This window comes from Nostoc sp. NMS2 (assembly GCF_017115105.1).
GTDB lineage: Bacteria > Cyanobacteriota > Cyanobacteriia > Cyanobacteriales > Nostocaceae > Nostoc.
Genome location: NZ_JABXKH010000002.1, coordinates 1 through 18,467, shown reverse-complemented (window position 1 = coordinate 18,467; position 18,467 = coordinate 1). Strand labels below are relative to the sequence as shown.

The 18,467-nt window shown below is 43.7% G+C and carries 17 protein-coding genes; 14 read left to right on the top strand and 3 right to left on the bottom strand.

What is annotated here, in order from left to right; all coding sequences use genetic code 11:
* Nucleotides 1–32: 32 nt before the first annotated feature.
* From HWQ36_RS00150 to HWQ36_RS00140, 3 genes are all read left to right on the top strand, one after another.
* A complete protein-coding gene (locus HWQ36_RS00150; RefSeq protein WP_292696755.1) occupies nucleotides 33–761 on the top strand; it encodes a MotA/TolQ/ExbB proton channel family protein in 729 nt (242 codons plus the stop codon).
* Nucleotides 762–805: 44 nt separating this feature from the next.
* On the top strand, nucleotides 806–1,486 hold the full coding sequence (locus tag HWQ36_RS00145) for a biopolymer transporter ExbD (RefSeq protein ID WP_292696753.1): 681 nt from the start codon (nucleotides 806–808) through the stop codon (nucleotides 1,484–1,486).
* A 341-nt stretch (nucleotides 1,487–1,827) separates the two neighbouring features.
* On the top strand, nucleotides 1,828–2,190 hold the full coding sequence (locus tag HWQ36_RS00140; RefSeq protein WP_292696751.1) for a phage holin family protein: 363 nt from the start codon (nucleotides 1,828–1,830) through the stop codon (nucleotides 2,188–2,190).
* Between the two features lie 219 nt (nucleotides 2,191–2,409).
* Here HWQ36_RS00140 and psb29 read toward each other — a convergent pair whose 3' ends face one another.
* A complete protein-coding gene (psb29, locus tag HWQ36_RS00135) occupies nucleotides 2,410–3,117 on the bottom strand; it encodes a photosystem II biogenesis protein Psp29 (RefSeq protein ID WP_292696749.1) in 708 nt (235 codons plus the stop codon).
* A 207-nt stretch (nucleotides 3,118–3,324) separates the two neighbouring features.
* On the opposite strand from psb29, the gene HWQ36_RS00130 reads away from it, so the two are divergent.
* Nucleotides 3,325–3,918 (top strand): chromophore lyase CpcT/CpeT, encoded by a 594-nt coding sequence (locus HWQ36_RS00130; protein ID WP_292696747.1) that lies wholly within the window; start codon nucleotides 3,325–3,327, stop codon nucleotides 3,916–3,918.
* 389 nt (nucleotides 3,919–4,307) lie between these two features.
* On the opposite strand, the gene HWQ36_RS00125 is transcribed toward HWQ36_RS00130, so the two are convergent.
* Both HWQ36_RS00125 and hemF read right to left on the bottom strand, forming a co-directional pair.
* A complete protein-coding gene (locus HWQ36_RS00125; protein WP_292696745.1) occupies nucleotides 4,308–4,676 on the bottom strand; it encodes an STAS domain-containing protein in 369 nt (122 codons plus the stop codon).
* Between the two features lie 279 nt (nucleotides 4,677–4,955).
* Nucleotides 4,956–5,999: an oxygen-dependent coproporphyrinogen oxidase gene (gene hemF, locus HWQ36_RS00120; RefSeq protein ID WP_292696743.1), complete on the bottom strand. Its 1,044-nt coding sequence runs from the start codon at nucleotides 5,997–5,999 to the stop codon at nucleotides 4,956–4,958.
* Nucleotides 6,000–6,307: 308 nt separating this feature from the next.
* On the opposite strand from hemF, the gene HWQ36_RS00115 reads away from it, so the two are divergent.
* The 10 genes from HWQ36_RS00115 (at nucleotide 6,308) to HWQ36_RS00070 (ending at nucleotide 18,194) form a co-directional block, all read left to right on the top strand.
* Nucleotides 6,308–6,832: an SRPBCC family protein gene (locus HWQ36_RS00115; RefSeq protein ID WP_292696741.1), complete on the top strand. Its 525-nt coding sequence runs from the start codon at nucleotides 6,308–6,310 to the stop codon at nucleotides 6,830–6,832.
* 368 nt (nucleotides 6,833–7,200) lie between these two features.
* Nucleotides 7,201–8,271, top strand: coding sequence for an Mrp/NBP35 family ATP-binding protein (locus HWQ36_RS00110; protein WP_292696739.1), 1,071 nt, complete (start codon nucleotides 7,201–7,203; stop codon nucleotides 8,269–8,271).
* A gap of 235 nt (nucleotides 8,272–8,506) precedes the next feature.
* Nucleotides 8,507–9,820 carry a rod shape-determining protein RodA gene (rodA, locus tag HWQ36_RS00105; protein ID WP_292696737.1) on the top strand — a complete coding sequence of 438 codons (1,314 nt, stop codon included), beginning with the start codon at nucleotides 8,507–8,509 and terminating at the stop codon, nucleotides 9,818–9,820.
* 109 nt (nucleotides 9,821–9,929) lie between these two features.
* Nucleotides 9,930–10,127: an NAD(P)H dehydrogenase subunit NdhS gene (locus HWQ36_RS00100; protein WP_292696735.1), complete on the top strand. Its 198-nt coding sequence runs from the start codon at nucleotides 9,930–9,932 to the stop codon at nucleotides 10,125–10,127.
* A gap of 79 nt (nucleotides 10,128–10,206) precedes the next feature.
* A complete protein-coding gene (locus tag HWQ36_RS00095) occupies nucleotides 10,207–10,863 on the top strand; it encodes an HAS-barrel domain-containing protein (RefSeq protein ID WP_292696733.1) in 657 nt (218 codons plus the stop codon).
* Nucleotides 10,864–11,008: 145 nt separating this feature from the next.
* Nucleotides 11,009–13,147 carry a cation:proton antiporter gene (locus HWQ36_RS00090; protein ID WP_292696772.1) on the top strand — a complete coding sequence of 713 codons (2,139 nt, stop codon included), beginning with the start codon at nucleotides 11,009–11,011 and terminating at the stop codon, nucleotides 13,145–13,147.
* Between the two features lie 414 nt (nucleotides 13,148–13,561).
* On the top strand, nucleotides 13,562–14,512 hold the full coding sequence (locus HWQ36_RS00085; RefSeq protein WP_292696731.1) for a UDP-glucuronic acid decarboxylase family protein: 951 nt from the start codon (nucleotides 13,562–13,564) through the stop codon (nucleotides 14,510–14,512).
* 150 nt (nucleotides 14,513–14,662) lie between these two features.
* A complete protein-coding gene (locus tag HWQ36_RS00080; protein ID WP_292696729.1) occupies nucleotides 14,663–16,054 on the top strand; it encodes a UDP-glucose/GDP-mannose dehydrogenase family protein in 1,392 nt (463 codons plus the stop codon).
* A gap of 370 nt (nucleotides 16,055–16,424) precedes the next feature.
* Nucleotides 16,425–17,063, top strand: a complete 639-nt coding sequence (locus tag HWQ36_RS00075; protein ID WP_292696727.1) for a DNA-3-methyladenine glycosylase — start codon at nucleotides 16,425–16,427, stop codon at nucleotides 17,061–17,063.
* Between the two features lie 132 nt (nucleotides 17,064–17,195).
* A complete protein-coding gene (locus tag HWQ36_RS00070) occupies nucleotides 17,196–18,194 on the top strand; it encodes a DMT family transporter (protein ID WP_292696725.1) in 999 nt (332 codons plus the stop codon).
* The last annotated feature ends 273 nt before the right edge of the window (nucleotides 18,195–18,467 follow it).

The following is an 18,467-nucleotide window of genomic DNA, read 5'->3' as shown; positions in this document are numbered from 1 at the left end:
TGCTCTAGTCATGGAGGGAGGAAACTTAAGCAGTGGATATTTTAGATTTGTTTTATAAGGGTGGGCCAGCGATGTGGCCTTTACTTGTGCTGTCGATTCTATCTTTGAGTGTGATTTTTGAGCGTTTGTGGTTCTGGTTGCGAATTTTGACTCAGGAAAAGCAAATAGTCGATCGCATCCTAGATGCTGCCCAGGATAATTGGCAAGCAGCTGCGGATATTGCGAAACTTGCAAGCCATCAACCTATCGGGCGTTTTCTCTACGCCCCCTTACGTTTTCCAAAAACTGATGTGGAAACCTTTCGATTAGCACTTGAGGCTACAGCAGAAGATGAATTGGCTGGAATGCGGCGGGGCGAAAAGCTTTTAGAAGCTGTGATTGCCCTCGCGCCTCTCTTGGGATTGTTGGGTACTGTTTTAGGTCTAATTCACTCTCTGCGCTCAATTCGGATTGGCGATTTGGGAACTGAGTCTACCGCCGGGGTGACTACGGGTATTGGTGAATCTTTAATTAGTACAGCAAGTGGGTTAATCGTTGCCATTATTAGCTTGGCATTTTACCGCCTATTTCAAAGTTTTGTAGTTAACCAAGTCAAAGTTTTTCGGAAGGCAGGGAATGAGATGGAATTGCTCTACCGCCAGTCCCCCCCTGATTTTAGTAATAGTACATCAGCAATTGTGCAGGAAAATTTCACTCCACCCCGCAAGCCAGGAAAGACTAGGTTGCCTGAACCTCCTGAACCACCCAATACAGCTAATTAATAGTCAATAATTCAACCCCCGAAGCAGACCTTTAAATTGAGAAAATGAAAGTTAATCTACATACCCCAATTGAAGAAGTTCAAATTCAAATCATCCCTTTAATTGATGTTGTTTTTTGTATCCTGACATTTTTTTTATTAGCGGCATTACAATTTACGCGCCAACAGGCAATAAATGTTGATTTGCCCAAAGCCAGCGCCAGTTCAGTATCTGGAATAACATCACAGAGTGGAAGTTTGATTGTAACTATCGATGCCGTTGGCAATACTTACATCGAAAAACAGCCCGTAAAACGCGACGATTTGGGAGCGAGGTTAAAACAGTATCTCCAAGCAAACCCCAGTGCTGTTGTAGTGCTGAATGCTTCGCGGACAGCGACTTATAATGATGTGATTGAGACATTAGATTTGCTACGGCAAGTAGGAGGCGATCGCGTTTCTTTGGGAATTATTCCTGGCCCATCTCAACCACCCATAAACTCACTCAACCAGCCTAATATCAACTCTTTCCCAATCAATCCTGGTATAGCACCACTTCCAGGCATCAATCCCGAAGGGAATATTACCCCTAAATTTCCCTTAGCACCTAATTCTGTACCCTTACCTGGTGTAAGTCAGCCTCCAACCGGGCAAGGCATCAGTCCTATCAATCCTGGTATTTCCAACCCACCAGCATCCCAAGCCCCTCTAGCACCCAAACAAACCCAACCTCCTCTTAAAAGATGAAATAGGAAGTATGGGGGATGGGGCATTGGGAATTGGGCAGAGGAGCAGGGGGCAAGGGAGAGATTTATTCAATAATTCCCCCTTATCTTCTTTGTCTTCTTTGTCTCCCTTATCCCCCGGTTGGTGAGCGAAGTCGAACCACATCCCCCCTGCTCCCCTGCTCCCTGCTCCCTACTCCCCACTCCCCACTCCCTCAATCCTAAAGATATCTAAAACAAAATTCGGTTAGCAATCAATTTTCTGCTAACTTACAAATAATTGGTTGAGCTTTAAAGATTTTTCCACCGATAAACTGAAGTAATTGTATCACCAATTGCCATTCGCGTTTCAGGGGTTGTGGCATGAATATCGTTACGCTTTTAATTGTTTGGTTAGTAACAGCTATCAGCCTGTTAATAATTAGTAAATTACCTTTAGGAGTTGAAATTGATACTCCTGGTAAAGCCTTTCTTTCTGCCGCAGTGCTTGGTATCGTGACGGCAATAGTCAGACCGATTTTAAGCCTCGTTTTTGCACTCCCCAATTTACTTACATTGGACTTACTATCCAGCATTTTCACATTTATGATTGCTGTAGTTTGTTTTAGTATTGCTGCTTGGTTAGTAGAGGGCTTCCGCTTACGTTACGGGATTTGGAGTGCTGTTATCGGAGCATTTACGCTGACTATAATTAACAGCTTAATCTACAAAATATTGGGCGTTTAAAATCAATAGTGATGAGTTATAAATTAGGGACTTCCAAATAAAAAACATCCTAAATTCTCTTGTGGGATGGGTGTCCGCACCTGTCCCATATTCAGGTCGGGCAGGATGCCCACCCCACAAGATGGATAATTTATTTCTTGGAAGTCCCTTAGTTGTTAATAACTCCTAATTCCTGTACAGACGCGATTAATCGCGTCTCTCTTAACTCCTATCTCCTAACTATTCGTTGGAACTTGGGGGAGCAACGGGGGTTGTTGATTGCTGTTTACGTTGTTCGCGTTTTTTGCGATCGGCTGAGAGCATATCTGCCATCACTATTAGCGCTTGCGCCATCTTATCTAGGTTAGAACGGTATAGTTCCAAATCCTTGTTGAGTTTGTCATCAGATACGTGCAAGCCAGCTGCGATCGCTTTTAGCGCCTCAGTTAGTTGCTTTTCATCTTTGACTAATTCAGGATCTGACTGTTCTAATAACGAAAATACACCAATTGCGAACAAACGGCTGTATTTAAAGTTAGGATTGTTGGCGATCGCTTGCAGTTGTGCTTGCAAGTCAGCATCTCGATCTAAGTAAGTAGTTTGGTCTAACCACCCGATCAAATCTTTAACTGGCAAACCTTTAGCTACAGCTTCTAATCTTTGGGCATCCTGTCGATAGTGTTGCGGATCTTGTTCTATAGCCCTACATAGGGCGTTAAAAATTGATTCTTGATCTCGTTCTGGTTGATAGCCTTGCATGAAGCGGTCAAAAGTAGTGACGACGCCCAAGGCATAAATTGGATTGTAGCTAAAATCGATATTTACTGACAGTAGATGCATTTCTACCATCAATTCTTCTACTACCCGACGATAAATAGTGTTAATCGGACGGGTGTGAAGATTGTAAAAAGTTCGTTTTGTATCAGAGACAGTACGGACGTTATTCACAAAGAAAATGTTAAGGGCGACGTATCTTTATTTTCTCGCTTAAAGGCGACTTTGCCAAGTTGAGCTTTTGACTGGTGACGGTTTCATTTACAATATAAACAAATCAGAAGTATTTTATAAGCTAGTAGCCACAGGGGATTAAGACCTTTTCCTCTAAAAAACTAGCCAAAAATATTTTTTATCCTTAATGATTTGTTTATTGAATTTATGAACTTCTCGCCACAGTTAATTGCTTTAGGTGAGTACCTAGCTGGTGAATTTGATAATCGGGAACAAGCTATAGGAGAACCAGTTTGGTATGTCCATCTCCGAATGTGGCAAAGACCAGTGAATTTGTTCACAGAAGATAGCATCACCTTGTTTGCCGAACAAGCTAGCGTGATTAACCTAGATAAACCTTACCGCCAGCGAATTATGCGGTTGCGTCAGGGCAGCAATGACACATCTCTGGAAGTACAATACTATATGCCTCAAGATCCAGATGCATTAAGAGGCGCAGGCAATAACCCTGCTCTACTGAATACACTGACACCCCAACAATTAGATTTACTACCAGGTTGTATCCTAACAGTAACTCACGAAGCACTAGCTGGCGATCGCTATAAGTTTACCGCCACACCACAACCAGAGACTCGTTGCAGCTTTACTTATCTTGGTAATAGCATCTATGTTTCTTTGGGGTTTGAAACCACTGCGGCAGAATTTCACAGCTACGACAAAGGAATCGATCCAGAAACTGGAAAAGCAACTTGGGGAGCGATTATGGGCCCTTATCGCTACACCAAGCGGAAACAGTATTAAAGAAGTTGCAAGTCGGAAGTCGGAAGTCGGAAGTCGCAAGTACAGTTTTGTAACGGGGATTTAGAAAGAGCCACAAAACTTACGGCTTGTTAGAAGCCGCGGACTTAAACCCGCCGAAGTTTGTTAAATAAGATAAAAAGGAGTCAGAATTCAGAAAACTCCACCCATGAAGGGGTAGAGTTTTAACTTTTGAAAAATATTTAATACTAGTTTCGCCTACGAGGGGCGAGGTTTTAAACCAATATTCATTACCCAGTCGTACAGAATTCAGTATGAATTCTGTTAGCGGTAGCGGGGCGTTTAGCCCCTCCTGAGTTCTGAATTCTTCTTATAAACCTATCATTTATGAGTTACGAGTTATGAAGTTTCAATTAACTCCTAACTCTTTTTTAGCTAGCCATGCTCCGAGGTACACCTTCTAAAGCTTCCTCTTCTGTTTCAAAGATTTCAAAGACAGTATCCATCATCGTCACTTCAAACACGAGTTTGGCTTCTGGATGTACATTGCAGATGCGGAAACTGCCCTTGACTTTATCCGCATCACGCATTCCAGCTACTAAAGACGTAAGACCAGAACTATCGATAAAATTCACCTGAGCCAGATTTACAACTACATGGCGGCTGAGTTTGGAAATACACTCTTGTAACTTCAGGCGAAATTGCCAAGCAGTGGTAATGTCTAGGCGACCTGCTGGTGTTAAGACAATAACGGTGTTTCCGTCTTGGGTTGTATAAGTTTTTTGGTCTATATGAATCACTAAAGCCCTCCCCGTGGCATTCTTCTTAAGATTAGGTAGTTACAGAATTGTCTAACGCTGTCACTTGAGATTAACAAGCTATAGCTAAAATTGTCACCTTTTTCTGCTAAGTGCTTAACTTTAGTAGTTTAACTCACTAAATCAGTACTGAGTAGCAATTTTTAATAGGGAGTGGGGAGCGAGGGAGATAGGGGAGAACTCCTAACTCCTTTACAGACGCGATTAATTGCGTCTCTCCAAAGTACAGACGCGATTAATCGCGTCTGTTCTAACTCAACACTATTGAGGTGGTGTCCAGTTGATCCAATCTTGAGGCTTCAGGAAGGTTTCATACAACTCGGCCTCTGGTGTATTGGGTTCTGGCTGATAGCCGTATTCCCAGCGCACTAAAGGTGGTAGGGACATGAGAATTGATTCGGTGCGTCCGTTAGTTTGCAGACCAAAAATAGTACCTCGGTCATAAACCAAGTTAAATTCTACATACCGTCCCCGGCGATAGAGTTGAAAATTCCGTTGGCGATCGCCATACTCTATCCCATGTCGCCGTTCTACAATAGGTACGTAGGCTGGTAAAAATGCTCTGCCACAGCCTTGAACAAAGGCAAATAAATCTTCCCAATTGCGGGTTGCTGGTGTTCCCACCTGGTTACTATGAATAGCCGCGTCTCCATTGGGATTTGGCCCGCGATATAAAGCACCGTGACCATCTTGGTAATCAAAAAATAGACCACCTACACCCCGTGTCTCATCACGATGTTTGAGGTAGAAATATTCATCACACCACCGCTTAAACACCGAGTAATAGTCTGGGTGGTGTTTGTCACAAGCCTGTTTTAATGTTTTGTGTAAATGTGCCGCATCTTCAGCAAAGGGGTAATAAGGTGTCAAGTCAATACCACCACCAAACCACCAAACTGGCCCCGCTTCAAAGTAGCGATAATTTAGATGAACTGTAGGCACGTAGGGATTGTGAGGATGTAATACCATTGAAGTACCCGTGGCATAAAAGCCGTGCCCTGCGGCTTCCGGGCGTTGGGTTAAAATTGAGGCTGGCAAGTGGGAACCCCAAACTTCAGAAAAATTTACACCAGCTTGTTCAAATATTGCACCTTCTCGCAGCACGCGCGATCGGCCTCCACCCCCTTCAGGGCGTTCCCAACTATCTTCATTAAACTTAGCCACACCATCTAGTTTTGCCAATGATTCAGTAATTTCGTCTTGCAGTTGTTTCATAAACTGACTGACTCTAGTCTGAGCGTCAGGTGCTGGCAAAGACTTGGATGATTCTGCTGCTACAGTTGGTATTTGCGAGTTGGTCAACATAGATTCCCGAACCTAAATTACAATTTCCTGAAAGCCGCAAATTTCTTAATTTGAAAAATTTGGGGGAAACACTCGCCAACAATCAAGTTCTATTTGCCCAACCCGCTTTTTTCTCACTGGTTAAGCATTTATCCGATTGATGGGCATCACTAAAGTTATTTTCCCTCAAATGCGTATAGGCTTGTATATTGACTGAGTTTTATTTTGTTAATTTTAACTATTTCGCTCATTTGGTACTCCAGGAATTGAGCGTAGTTGCACACAATACCAGAGTTACCAGAAAGTGTCTAGGGAGGAGGATTAGGAAAATGCAAGATTGGTTATCCAAATTCATCCACCGCAAACGTCGTCGGTTTTGCGCTTCTCTGGTGCGGACATATCGAGAGATAAGCTCTGCTTCTGTAGATGAATTGTGGCAAAAAGTTGCTGATTTAACAGATGTTTCCTGGCATCCACTACTTAAGAGTACTAATGTACCCTACGGATTAGTACCCAAACCAGGGTTGATTTTTCACGCAGTAACACGCTTTTCGCCGATTCCCATCCGTATTTTTGTGGAGCGCGTCAATCCTAGAGAGATGCTGAGTATCCGAGTTCTGGCGATTCCGGGGATAGAGGAACGGGTGACTTATCAAGTAGAGTCAACTGTTTGTGGCACTTGTTTATCTTATTCTGTAACTCTACGGGGTTGGTTATCGCCCCTGATTTGGTCTTTATCCCGTCCTTATGTAGACCGCGTAGCCCGGTCTTTGGTAGAGGCAGCAGAAAAGGCAGCATTGCCAACGGTATCTGGTAAGAAAAAATCCCTTAATGACAGTTGTTTTGATTTTTAGGTAAGGGGGAGTGGGAAGGGGAGCAGGGAGCAGGGAGCAGGGGAGCAGGGAGCAGGGAGCAGGGAGCAGGGGAGCAGGGGGAGATGAGGGAGATGTGGTTCGACTTCGCTCACCAACCGGGAGATGAGGGAGATGAGGGGCAATTATTGAATAAATCTCTCCCCTGCCCCCTGCCCCCTGCCCCTCTGCCTTTTGTGCCTAATGCCCAAAGAAAGTTTAAGATTCTATTAGGTAATAATGCCATTTGCTAAGTTTTATTACGGCATTGACAGTGAAAACACTAAGCTGACCTTACTTAAGAAAACATCGAGTTAATAGCTAAGATGTTCGCCACAAGTGTATTTATTCATTTTGAATTTTGAATTTTTATGTACGATGTCCTAGATTCTCACTCTGTCTTAGAAGTGTTGCGACCAGTGGAAGACCCAGAACTCCGCAAAAGTCTGGTGGAACTGAATATGATTCGCAACGTCAAAATTGACGGTGGCAAGGTTAGTTTCACTTTAGTGTTGACCACTCCTGCCTGTCCGTTACGTGAGTTTATCGTTGAAGACTGTCAAAAAGCTGTCAAAAAGCTACCAGGTGTTACAGATGTCAGCATAGAAGTGACGGCAGAAACACCCCAACAAAAAAGTTTGCCTGATCGCACTGGCATTTCTGGTGTGAAAAATATCATTGCTGTTTCCAGTGGCAAAGGTGGCGTTGGTAAAAGTACGGTAGCTGTGAATGTAGCAGTAGCTCTAGCTCAAACTGGAGCGAAAGTTGGCTTGTTAGATGCTGATATTTACGGCCCCAATGATCCCACTATGCTGGGTCTAGCTGATGCCCAAATTGTGGTGCGTTCCACTGAAACAGGTGACATTCTGGAACCTGCTTTTAATCACGGTGTCAAATTAGTTTCAATGGGCTTTTTGATTGACCGAGATCAACCAGTCATTTGGCGGGGGCCTATGCTCAATGGCGTAATTCGCCAGTTTCTCTATCAAGTGCAATGGGGAGAACTGGATTACTTGATTGTAGATATGCCACCTGGAACCGGAGATGCTCAGTTAACTTTAACTCAAGCAGTGCCGATGGCAGGGGCGGTAATTGTCACCACGCCGCAAACTGTAGCCCTGTTAGATTCTCGCAAGGGATTGCGAATGTTTCAGCAAATGAATGTCCCGGTATTGGGGATCGTAGAAAATATGAGCTATTTTATCCCCCCCGATCAACCAGATAAGCAGTATGACATCTTCGGTTCCGGTGGCGGCTCTAAAACCGCCGCCGAATTGGGAGTACCACTGCTGGGGTGCGTGCCACTAGAGATTTCCACACGAGTTGGCGGTGATAGTGGTGTGCCCATAGTTGTTGGCGATCCAGATTCAGCTTCGGCAAAAGCATTAACCGCGATCGCTCTTACCATTGCTGGTAAAGTATCAGTTGCTGCATTGACATAATTAATTTAATTTCTATCTACTTCCTGAGCTATGTCCTGGGAATACTAGGGACTGGAGATTGGGGAAAAGGGAGATGAGGGAGTGGGGGAGATGAGGGAGATGAGGGAGTGGGGGAGATGAGGGAATTATTAAAATTAAGTCTCTTCCTTGTCTCCCCCCTCTTCCTTGTCTACCTTGTCTCTTCTCCATGCCCAATGCCCCATGCCCAAAAATTAAAAAAGTCTAAATTGGCACAATGTTATTAAAACGATCGCTCCCCAAAATTCGCTGGAAGTCTTGGGTTAAGCCCTGGCAACATGTAGATTGGTTACTATTTTGTTTGCCAGTTGCTGTCAGTATCTTTGGTGGCCTCATGATTCTCAGTACGGAACTGAAGCAGCCAGTAACTGACTGGTGGTGGCACTGGATGGTAGCGGGTATCGGCGTGCTTATAGCCCTATTTTTATCTCGCATCCGCTACGAACTCTTAATGCAGTGGCACTGGGTAACATACTCACTAACGAATTTCAGCTTAATCGCTGTGATGATTGCTGGTACTAGCGCTAAAGGGGCACAGAGGTGGATTAGTATCGCCGGCTTTAATGTGCAACCCTCAGAATTTGCCAAAATCGGCATGATCGTTACCTTAGCGGCTTTGCTACACAGGCGGACTGCTTCTAGCCTTGAAGGTGTTTTCCGGGTTCTGGCAATTACCGCCATCCCTTGGGGATTAGTATTTTTGCAGCCAGATTTAGCAACATCACTAGTATTTGGTGCGATCGTCTTAGGAATGCTTTACTGGGCAAATGCTAACCCAGGCTGGTTAATTCTGTTGATTTCTCCTGTGGTTGCCGCCATTTTGTTTAGTATATCTTGGCCTTTATCAGAGCCGATCATTTTATTCAAAGAACTATCTTTTGGCCCATTAGGAATAGTTTGGTCATTTGCAATGGCTATTGTGGGCTGGCAAACTCTGCCCTGGCGGAGATTTGGTTGCAGTGCGATCGGTGCGTGGACTCTCAATATACTGGGTGGCGAATTAGGAGTCTTCGCTTGGAACCATGTTTTGAAAGAGTATCAAAAAGCTCGACTAACTGTATTCATGAACCCCGATCACGATCCACTCGGTGCTGGGTATCACTTAATCCAATCTCGGATTGCCATTGGTGCTGGTGAAATTTGGGGATGGGGTCTGTTCAAGGGGCCTATGACGCAACTGAATTTCGTACCTGAACAGCATACAGACTTTATTTTCTCCGCAGTGGGAGAAGAATTCGGTTTTGTTGGTTGTTTGGTAGTGCTGTTTGTCTTCTGCTTAATTTGCCTCCGTCTGTTGCATGTTGCTCAAACGGCCAAAGATAACTTTGGTTCCTTGTTGGCTATTGGGGTTTTGTCTATGATCGTGTTTCAGGTGATTGTGAACGTTGGCATGACTGTAGGTTTAGCACCTGTGGCAGGAATACCTTTACCTTGGATGAGTTATGGGCGTTCTGCTATGCTGACTAACTTCATTTCCTTGGGAATAGTAGAATCGGTAGCAAATTTTCGCCAAAGGCAGAAGTATTATTGATTCGTCATTAGTCATTTGTCCTTTGTCCTTTGCTAATGACCAATGACAAATGACAAATGACTATTAACAAGTATTAAGCTATTAAAAGGAAACAAGCGAGGCTAAAAACATGATTCTGCCTGGAGCAACTGTTCGCGTCAAGAATCCCGCAGATACCTATTATCGCTACGAAGGACTCGTGCAACGACTGACCGATGGCAAAGTAGCCGTATTATTTGAAGGTGGTAACTGGGATAAATTAGTTACCTTTCGCCTAAGCGAATTGGAACTCATAGAGACTATCGCCGGACGGAAAAAAGCCAAATAAGATTAGTCATTAGTCATTTGTCCTTTGGCAAAAATTAATGACTAATGACCAATGACTAATGACTAATGACTAAATTACTATGCGCCTTCCCCTACCACAGTTTGCCACTGGCGATCGCCATCCCAACCACATTGCGGAGGTGATTGAGACTACTAGTACTGAATTCCTAGCTCAGTGTTTAGAACCAGAAGATTTGACCTTTCCCTCCATGCCACCCTTTGGTAGTTGGGTTTGTTCTGTAGATGAAGAATCTGGGAATCAAGTTTATGGGGTGGTATATTATGCTACGACTATGCCTATAGATTCAGTCCACCGGGCTAGGGCTTTGGGGTTGTCACTGCAAGACTTACGTGAGGAACAACCCCAGATATTTGCTATGTTGAGAACAGAATTTCGAGCTGCGATCGTGGGATTTGAACAATCTTCCCAGAATCGAGGTTATAACCAAAGAATATATCAGTATCTACCACCCCGTCCCCCGCAAATCCATCAAGCTGTTTATCGGTGTGAACCAGAAGCGATCGTTAAATTTACTGAAGAATTAGATTTTTTGCGGACATTGCTTTGTATTAACGGTGCGCCAGTCGAGTCTTTGACCGCAGCTGCCATTCGAGATGTATACCAGTTACGCAAAGCTGACCGAGAATGGTTAATTAAAGCTGGACGTAACCTGAGCGTGCTTCTTAAAGATGACTACGATCGCTTGCGGTTTATTTTAAGTCAAATCCATCCGTAGGTAGTTAGTTCTTAGACAATTACCTGGTTAGTGTAAGTTATTAATATTTTTAATTTTTCGTCAGGTGGCTTACCCATTTTATATCCATCAGGCGATCGCCCCAAGGTAATCGCAGTTTTACCATAGCCCCTTCAATTCCTACATGATGGAACTCATATCACAAGTTCTTGTTCTGGAACCAACTTCCCAAGTTCTTGGCAAGGAACCAATTGTTCCCTTTGCTATTTTGCTGGTGGTTATCTTAGTTATCCCCATCATGTTTGAGCGGCTAAGATTACCAGGATTAGTGGGCTTGGTTTTCTCAGGGCTAGTACTCGGGCCTTCAGGCTGGAATTTATTTCAGTCTGACTCACCGATGATTAACCTACTATCAGACATTGGGTTAATTTATTTACTGTTTGTCGCCGGGCTAGAAGTTGACCTCGAAAAGTTCCGTCGGCAAAAAAGTCGTGCCTTTGGGTTTGCTAGCTTGACTTTCATTATCCCCCTGCTCGTGGGAACCTTAGTAGGGCTGATTTTAAGCTATGGCTGGAATACTTCAATTTTAATTGGCTCTTTATTCGCTTCCTATACCCTTTTGGCATATCCCATAATCAGCCGTTTGGGAGTGGTCAACAATGAAGCTGTTACTATCACCATTGGAGCTAAGATTTTTACAGATATTGGCGCAGTGCTGATCTTAGGCGTTTGTGTAGGCATCACTCATGCTGGAGCATTCAGCTTTGCTAAACTACTCACCTTGTCGGGCTGGTTAATTATTTACTCTGTTGCGGTTGTTACAGGCTTTGATTGGGCAGGCAAGGAATTTTTCAAGCGGTCTGGAGATGATGAAGGAAACAAGTTTTTGTTTGTATTGCTTTCTGTGTTTCTGGCGGCTGTAGGCGCTCAATTGATTGGGGTAGAAAAAATTGTTGGTGCTTTTTTAGCGGGTTTGGCGGTGAATGAAGCTGTGGGTGAAGGCCCAGTCAAAGAAAAGGTAGTATTTATTGGCAGTGTACTGTTTATTCCCATTTTCTTTGTTGACCTTGGCTTACTGATCGATCTACCCGCCTTTGTGAACAACCTGGATACGCTCAAGTTAACGCTGTTGATGATAGTCGGTTTGATTGTCAGTAAATTGATTGCAGCTTTGTTGACAAAACTGGTTTACCGCTACAAGTGGCAAGAAACTTTAACCATCTGGTCGCTATCACTTCCCCAGGTTGGTACAACCTTAGCAGCTACCTTAGTGGGATATCGGGCTGGGTTGCTGCCACTTGAAGTATTACACAGTGTGATTGTCTTAATGGTTGTCACATCAACCTTGGGGCCGTTGATAACCAGTCGAATAGCTGTTGGTTTGAATTCCTTACCAACGGAAGATCCGGCATCACCTCTCCCTGACCAGAATGCACCAGAGACAGACAGCGCTTTTACGATCGTCGTACCTGTCTATAATCCTCATACCGAACAGCATTTAATTGAAATGGCAGCGTTATTAGCGCGTCAGTCTCAGGGAAAAATTATACCACTGGCGATCGCAACTGCTACGGCTCAGATGGATGCACCACAGTTAGAAGCTTCTCTACAACGCAGTGAGCGATTATTGACCAAAGCCACGACACACAGTCGATTATTAGGCGTGACCGCAGAACCAATGCTGCGAATTGATGATGCCTTTGCTCAAGGAATTAGCCGAGCCGCCCGCGAACAAAATGCTAATTTAATTGTGATGGGTTGGGGTAAACGGACTGGGTTACGAGCGCGTTTATTTGGCAATGTGATTGATGGTGTGCTTTGGGCATCCCATTGTCCAGTAGCGGTAACACGTCTAGTAGAATCACCGAAAAAAATTCAGCGCATCTTAGTACCAGTAGAAAACTTAACAGCACCCATATTACAGCCTGTACAATTTGCCCAAATGCTGGCAGAAGTAAATGAGAGCCACATTACTGTGCTAAATGTGTGCGCTCGCCGCACTAGTTCCAGTAAAATTGCCTGGAGGCGATCGCATCTCTCCCTAATGGTATCTAATTTAGCTTTGGCTAATGCCCCAGAAATTCAAATTATCGCTCATGAAAATGTTGCCCAAGCAATTTTGCAGGCAGCACGATTATATGATTTAGTAGTTTTACCTTTTATACGCAATCGTACCAGTCCTGGAGGGTTAGCCATTAGCGATGTTACAACCCAGTTAGCCAGACAACTTACCTGCTCAATTGTCATGCTTGGAGAACCGCAGCGCACTCAAACTACAAATGTAATTATGACTAACACGGTTACTAGTATTACATCTGCTGTATAATATCAAGCAGATTTGAGTCTATCTGAGTGAACAGGGGCTGCGATCCATGTTGACAAAAAGCTTTGCAACAAATGAATCGACTATAGGAATATCTGTATATTCCCACAGTTAATTATGTGCTGCTTTGTATCCAACTGAGAGCAGCAATAACCGTAAAAACACTTTATATTATTGAAGATTTGATGAACTTTAATTGGAAGACTGACAATATTGAGATTAAGTTTGTTATTTTGCTAGTTAAATTGAGCAGGTAAAAACATCACAAATTCATAACCGTAGAAAAATAATTAAGTTCAACAACACTTTTTGATTAATCCTTGTTCTTTTGTCAGTTCTGTATTTTTGTCCCCAAGCTGGGTAATCTAAAAGTAAGTGCAATAGCTACTGAAAATATTTGTAAGTAACTGGGAAACTATGAGAATTTTGGTAACGGGCGGTGCTGGGTTTATTGGTTCCCATCTCATCGACCGATTAATGACTGATGGGCATGAATTAATATGCTTGGATAACTTTTACACTGGCCATAAACGTAACATTCTTAAATGGTTAGGGCATCCGTACTTTGAACTGATCCGCCACGATATTACCGAACCAATTCGGTTAGAAGTGGATCAAATTTACCATTTAGCTTGTCCTGCTTCACCAGTACATTACCAGTACAACCCAGTTAAAACCGTTAAGACTAACGTCATGGGAACCATGAATATGTTGGGGCTGGCTAAACGTGTGAAAGCTAGGTTTTTCTTGGCTTCAACTAGTGAAGTATACGGAGATCCTGAAGTTCATCCCCAACCTGAAGAGTATCGGGGTAGCGTCAATCCCATTGGGATACGTTCATGCTACGACGAAGGCAAAAGAATTGCTGAGACTTTAGCATTTGATTACTACAGACAAAATAAAGTTGATATTCGAGTTGTGCGGATATTTAACACCTACGGCCCGAGAATGTTAGAAAACGACGGTCGGGTAGTAAGCAATTTTATAGTTCAAGCCTTGCGAGGTAATCCTTTAACCGTATACGGTGATGGTTCGCAAACTCGTAGTTTCTGCTACGTTTCCGATTTGGTAGAAGGATTCATCAGCCTGATGAATAGCGACTATATTGGCCCAGTGAATTTGGGCAATCCTGGTGAATACACGATTTTGCAATTGGCACAAGCTGTGCAAAATATGATCAACCCAGATGCACAGATTAAGTTTGAGCCATTACCTTCGGACGATCCCCGTCGTCGCCAGCCAGATATTACTAAGGCAAAGACTTTGTTAAATTGGGAACCTACCATTCCTCTGCAAGAGGGGTTAAAACTGACAATAGAAGATTTCCGCGATCGCATTCAAGGCGATGGCAATAATTCAACGAACTAAATAGCGCCTAGCATCGCTCTGAATTTTCATGCAGGCTCATCCGCTCGGTAGCTGGTATGCTTAGTGGCTGAGTTTACTGCCAGTGTGTTAAGTGTCATATTGATAACTTCTTTTTGAAGACTACACCCAAAAAAGTTAGGGAGTTAAACAATGCGTGTTTGCGTGATTGGTACTGGTTACGTTGGTTTAGTTACAGGTGCTTGCTTGGCTCATATTGGGCATGATGTAATTTGCGTAGACAACAACGAAGAAAAAGTTAAGTTAATGAAGTCTGGACAGTCCCCAATTTTTGAGCCGGGACTCTCAGAAATTATGCAGTCTGCCATTCAAACAGAGAAGATTCATTTTACAAGCGATCTTGCTGCTGGAGTTTCCCACGGAGAAATTTTGTTTATTGCTGTGGGGACACCACCTTTACCCACTGGTGAAAGTGATACTCGTTATGTCGAAGCTGTAGCCCGTGGGATTGGGGAAAATCTCAACGGTGGTTATAAAGTCATAGTGAATAAATCTACAGTCCCCATTGGCTCAGGAGACTGGGTGCGGATGCTTGTTCTAGATGGGATTGCAGAGCGGCAAAAAACATTGGTACCCGCAGGTGGAGTACCGAGTGATGATAAATTACCTGAGTTTGCATCTGAGTTTGATGTAGTGAGCAATCCAGAATTTTTGCGCGAAGGTTCGGCAGTTCACGACACTTTCAACCCCGATCGCATTGTACTAGGAGGCAATAGCCAAAGAGCAGTAGCTTTAATGGAACAACTGTATGCCCCAATTGTGCAACGCAAATACGCTGAAGATCAATCTTTACCCCCAGTGCCAATTCTGGCAACAGACCTAAGTTCGGCGGAGATGATTAAATACGCCGCTAATGCCTTTTTAGCCACTAAGATTAGTTTTATTAACGAAGTTGCTAATATTTGCGATCGCGTCGGTGCTGATGTCACCCAAGTAGCTAAAGGTATTGGTCTAGACTCCCGCATTGGTAACAAGTTTTTACAAGCTGGTATTGGTTGGGGTGGTTCTTGTTTCCCCAAAGATGTCTCGGCTCTGATTCACACTGCTGATGATTATGGCTATGAAGCCCAGCTAATGAAAGCTGCTGTCAGTGTCAACGAACGCCAACGCTTGATTGCTTTGGAGAAACTCCAACAAGTTCTGAAAATCCTCAAAGGCAAAACAGTTGGACTACTCGGACTGACTTTCAAGCCAGATACCGACGACTTGCGCGATGCCCCAGCCCTCATTTTAATTGAGCAGCTAAACAGACTGGGAGCCAAAGTTAAAGCTTACGACCCGATTATTTCCCAAACAGGTATGCGTCATGGGCTTTCTGGTGTACTAGTAGAAACCGATGCCGAAAGACTAGCTGACGGCTGCGATGCCTTAGTCCTAGTCACCGAATGGCAGCAGTTCAGCACTCTCGACTATGTGAAGATGGCAAAACTGATGGCCCACCCCGTTATCATTGATGGTCGTAACTTCCTCAACCCCGAAGCAATGATCCGGGCTGGATTCCAATATGTAGGCGTGGGAAGATAGACAGTTAGGAGTTAGGGAATACGGTTCGGTTAAAGTTTTAATATATCTGAAAATCCCCCTAACCCACGCCAGTCGCTCCACTACAGCGCTTCGCGCATCCTGCGGCGGGGGAGACCCCAAGACCGCGCTGGCTCCCCTTAAAAAGGGGGGTTTTTAACCCTCTTTTACCCCCTTTTTAAGGGGATCGCCGCAGGCGGGGGGATCTTAACCGAACCGTATTAGGAGTTAGGAGTGATAAGTAAAAATTAATTACAACCTACGTCTAATGTGAATTAAATAGGTAGGGACTGGAAAGTGAGAACGTCAATACCAAAACGGCGACGGAGCAATAAACGTAGTGTGTGAGATGCAATTTTGACCTTTTTCAAAAATGACTCAAACACCTGAACTAGAATCATTGACTGAAGAAAGTCTCACCCGTGGTTTAATGGTGCTTGCCAATCTTGACAGCGATTTGGCTCGGATTTTAGAAACACTCGGGCCTCCACCAATATGGTCAAGAGAACCGGGTTTTACAACGCTTCTGTGCATAATTCTGGAACAGCAAGTTTCCTTAGCAGCTGCGAGGGCTGTATTTAACCGTCTATGTGGGGTTATTGTACCGCTAACGCCAGAAAATTTTCTAACATTGGATGATGTTCAATTAAGAGGGATTGGATTTAGTCGGCAAAAGATTCTATACTGTCGTGGGTTGGCGAATGCGATCGCAACTGGTCAGCTTGACCTCAGCAAGCTGGAAAGAATGGACGAAACTACTATCAGAACTGAGTTAAAGCGTCTCAAAGGTATAGGAGACTGGACAGTTGATATTTATTTACTCATGGCGCTGCAACATCCTGATGTCTTTCCTAAAGGCGATTTAGCGATCGCGATCGCTCTCCAAAAACTCAAAAACTTGGCGACACGTCCAACACCATTACAACTAGAAGCAATGACACAGCACTGGCGACCGTGGCGAGCGGTAGCTGCAAGGCTTCTATGGCACTATTACCTAAGTAATACCAAATAGTTGCTCCTTCTGGCTTGGCGCACTTGGTGAACCAGCGCTGTAGGCGGGTTTCCCGCCGTAGGCGACTGGTGAACCCGTTCGCCCTTGGCGTTCCCGTAGGGTAGGGCGGTTCGTATAATAAATATAAACTAAATGGCAGAAAATCAATTAAGCCTAACACCAGAAAAGTCTGATAAAACTTTAAACATCCTGCCGATAATCATAGTAATAATTGCATTATTAGCTTTATCTTCAACAGCAATATTTATTAAAATTGCTCTTAGAGAAATGAGCGCTGTTGCTACATTATTTAATCGTTTATGGATAGCGACTATTATCTTTGGATTATGGAGTGGAATTAACCAAGTACGGACTCAGATTAAAGATGATGAACCTGTATTACCACAACAGCCTTATCCAATCAAAGAGATAGCGTTTTTAATAGCAGTGGGTCTAGTTCATGTATTAGGTCGATTATCTTGGACTTGGGCGCTAACCCAGACTGGTGCTGCAAATGCTAATGCGCTAGGTAGTCTCAATCCGCTATTTACTACATTAGGAGGATGGCTATTTTTTAATCAGATTTTTGGGCGCAAATTTATCATCGGTCTGATATTAGCCATAATCGGCGCGATCGCGGTTGGGTTTGAAGATTTATTACGTTCTAATAATAATTTTACAGGTGATGCTGTTGCCCTCATCTCATCGATATTTTATGCAGCAAACTTTTTACTAATCGAGCAAATCCGCAATAAGTTTTCAATTATTACTATCCTTCTGTGGCGCTGTGTCATCGCAACTTCATTGATGATTCCAGTAGTGCTAATCTTTGAAAAACAACCTTTGCCAGTTTCTTTGTCAGGGTGGTTAGTAGTATTTGCACTAGCTGCTATTTGCGAAGCCTTGGGTCATGGGCTAATTGTATACAGCCTGAAAACTTTTTCTTCAGGATTCATCTCTTTACTTTTGTTACTCAATCCAGTAATTGTTGCTCTTCTTGCTTGGATACTTTTCTCAGAAAACTTGAGTATTTTTAACTTGCTAGGGTTGTCATTAATTTTAGGGGGTATATATTTAGCAATTTCTAACCAAGGATCTATCAAATCTAGCGTTAATCCCCCCATACAATCTCTACAAGAAAGTGAATCTTAATAAGTTCGTAGTAAGGACTTTAGTCCTGATTTTCTAAGAGAATGTTTTAAAAGTCCTTTTATCGCTAGTAAAACATTCTAGATCCCCCTAAATCCACGCCAGTTGCTCATGGGGAAACCACGCCAGATGCTCCACTACAGCGCTTCGCGCATCCTGCGGCGGGGGAGACCCCTGTTCCCGCACTGGCTCCCCAAGACCGCACTGGCTCCCCTTAAAAAGGGGGACTTTGATTCCGGTTCCCCCTTTTTTAAGGGGGGTTAGGGGGGATCAATA

What these genes read in the sequence shown, in the direction of transcription:
- HWQ36_RS00145 (WP_292696753.1), top strand. Translation starts at nt 806, where the DNA reads ATGAAAGTTAATCTACATACCCCAATTGAAGAAGTTCAAATTCAAATC.
- HWQ36_RS00140 (WP_292696751.1), top strand. Translation starts at nt 1,828, where the DNA reads ATGAATATCGTTACGCTTTTAATTGTTTGGTTAGTAACAGCTATCAGC.
- HWQ36_RS00130 (WP_292696747.1), top strand. Translation starts at nt 3,325, where the DNA reads ATGAACTTCTCGCCACAGTTAATTGCTTTAGGTGAGTACCTAGCTGGT.
- hemF (WP_292696743.1), bottom strand. Translation starts at nt 5,999, where the DNA reads ATGTTGACCAACTCGCAAATACCAACTGTAGCAGCAGAATCATCCAAG.
- HWQ36_RS00115 (WP_292696741.1), top strand. Translation starts at nt 6,308, where the DNA reads ATGCAAGATTGGTTATCCAAATTCATCCACCGCAAACGTCGTCGGTTT.
- HWQ36_RS00110 (WP_292696739.1), top strand. Translation starts at nt 7,201, where the DNA reads ATGTACGATGTCCTAGATTCTCACTCTGTCTTAGAAGTGTTGCGACCA.
- rodA (WP_292696737.1), top strand. Translation starts at nt 8,507, where the DNA reads ATGTTATTAAAACGATCGCTCCCCAAAATTCGCTGGAAGTCTTGGGTT.
- HWQ36_RS00100 (WP_292696735.1), top strand. Translation starts at nt 9,930, where the DNA reads ATGATTCTGCCTGGAGCAACTGTTCGCGTCAAGAATCCCGCAGATACC.
- HWQ36_RS00095 (WP_292696733.1), top strand. Translation starts at nt 10,207, where the DNA reads ATGCGCCTTCCCCTACCACAGTTTGCCACTGGCGATCGCCATCCCAAC.
- HWQ36_RS00090 (WP_292696772.1), top strand. Translation starts at nt 11,009, where the DNA reads ATGGAACTCATATCACAAGTTCTTGTTCTGGAACCAACTTCCCAAGTT.
- HWQ36_RS00085 (WP_292696731.1), top strand. Translation starts at nt 13,562, where the DNA reads ATGAGAATTTTGGTAACGGGCGGTGCTGGGTTTATTGGTTCCCATCTC.
- HWQ36_RS00080 (WP_292696729.1), top strand. Translation starts at nt 14,663, where the DNA reads ATGCGTGTTTGCGTGATTGGTACTGGTTACGTTGGTTTAGTTACAGGT.
- HWQ36_RS00075 (WP_292696727.1), top strand. Translation starts at nt 16,425, where the DNA reads ATGACTCAAACACCTGAACTAGAATCATTGACTGAAGAAAGTCTCACC.
- HWQ36_RS00070 (WP_292696725.1), top strand. Translation starts at nt 17,196, where the DNA reads ATGGCAGAAAATCAATTAAGCCTAACACCAGAAAAGTCTGATAAAACT.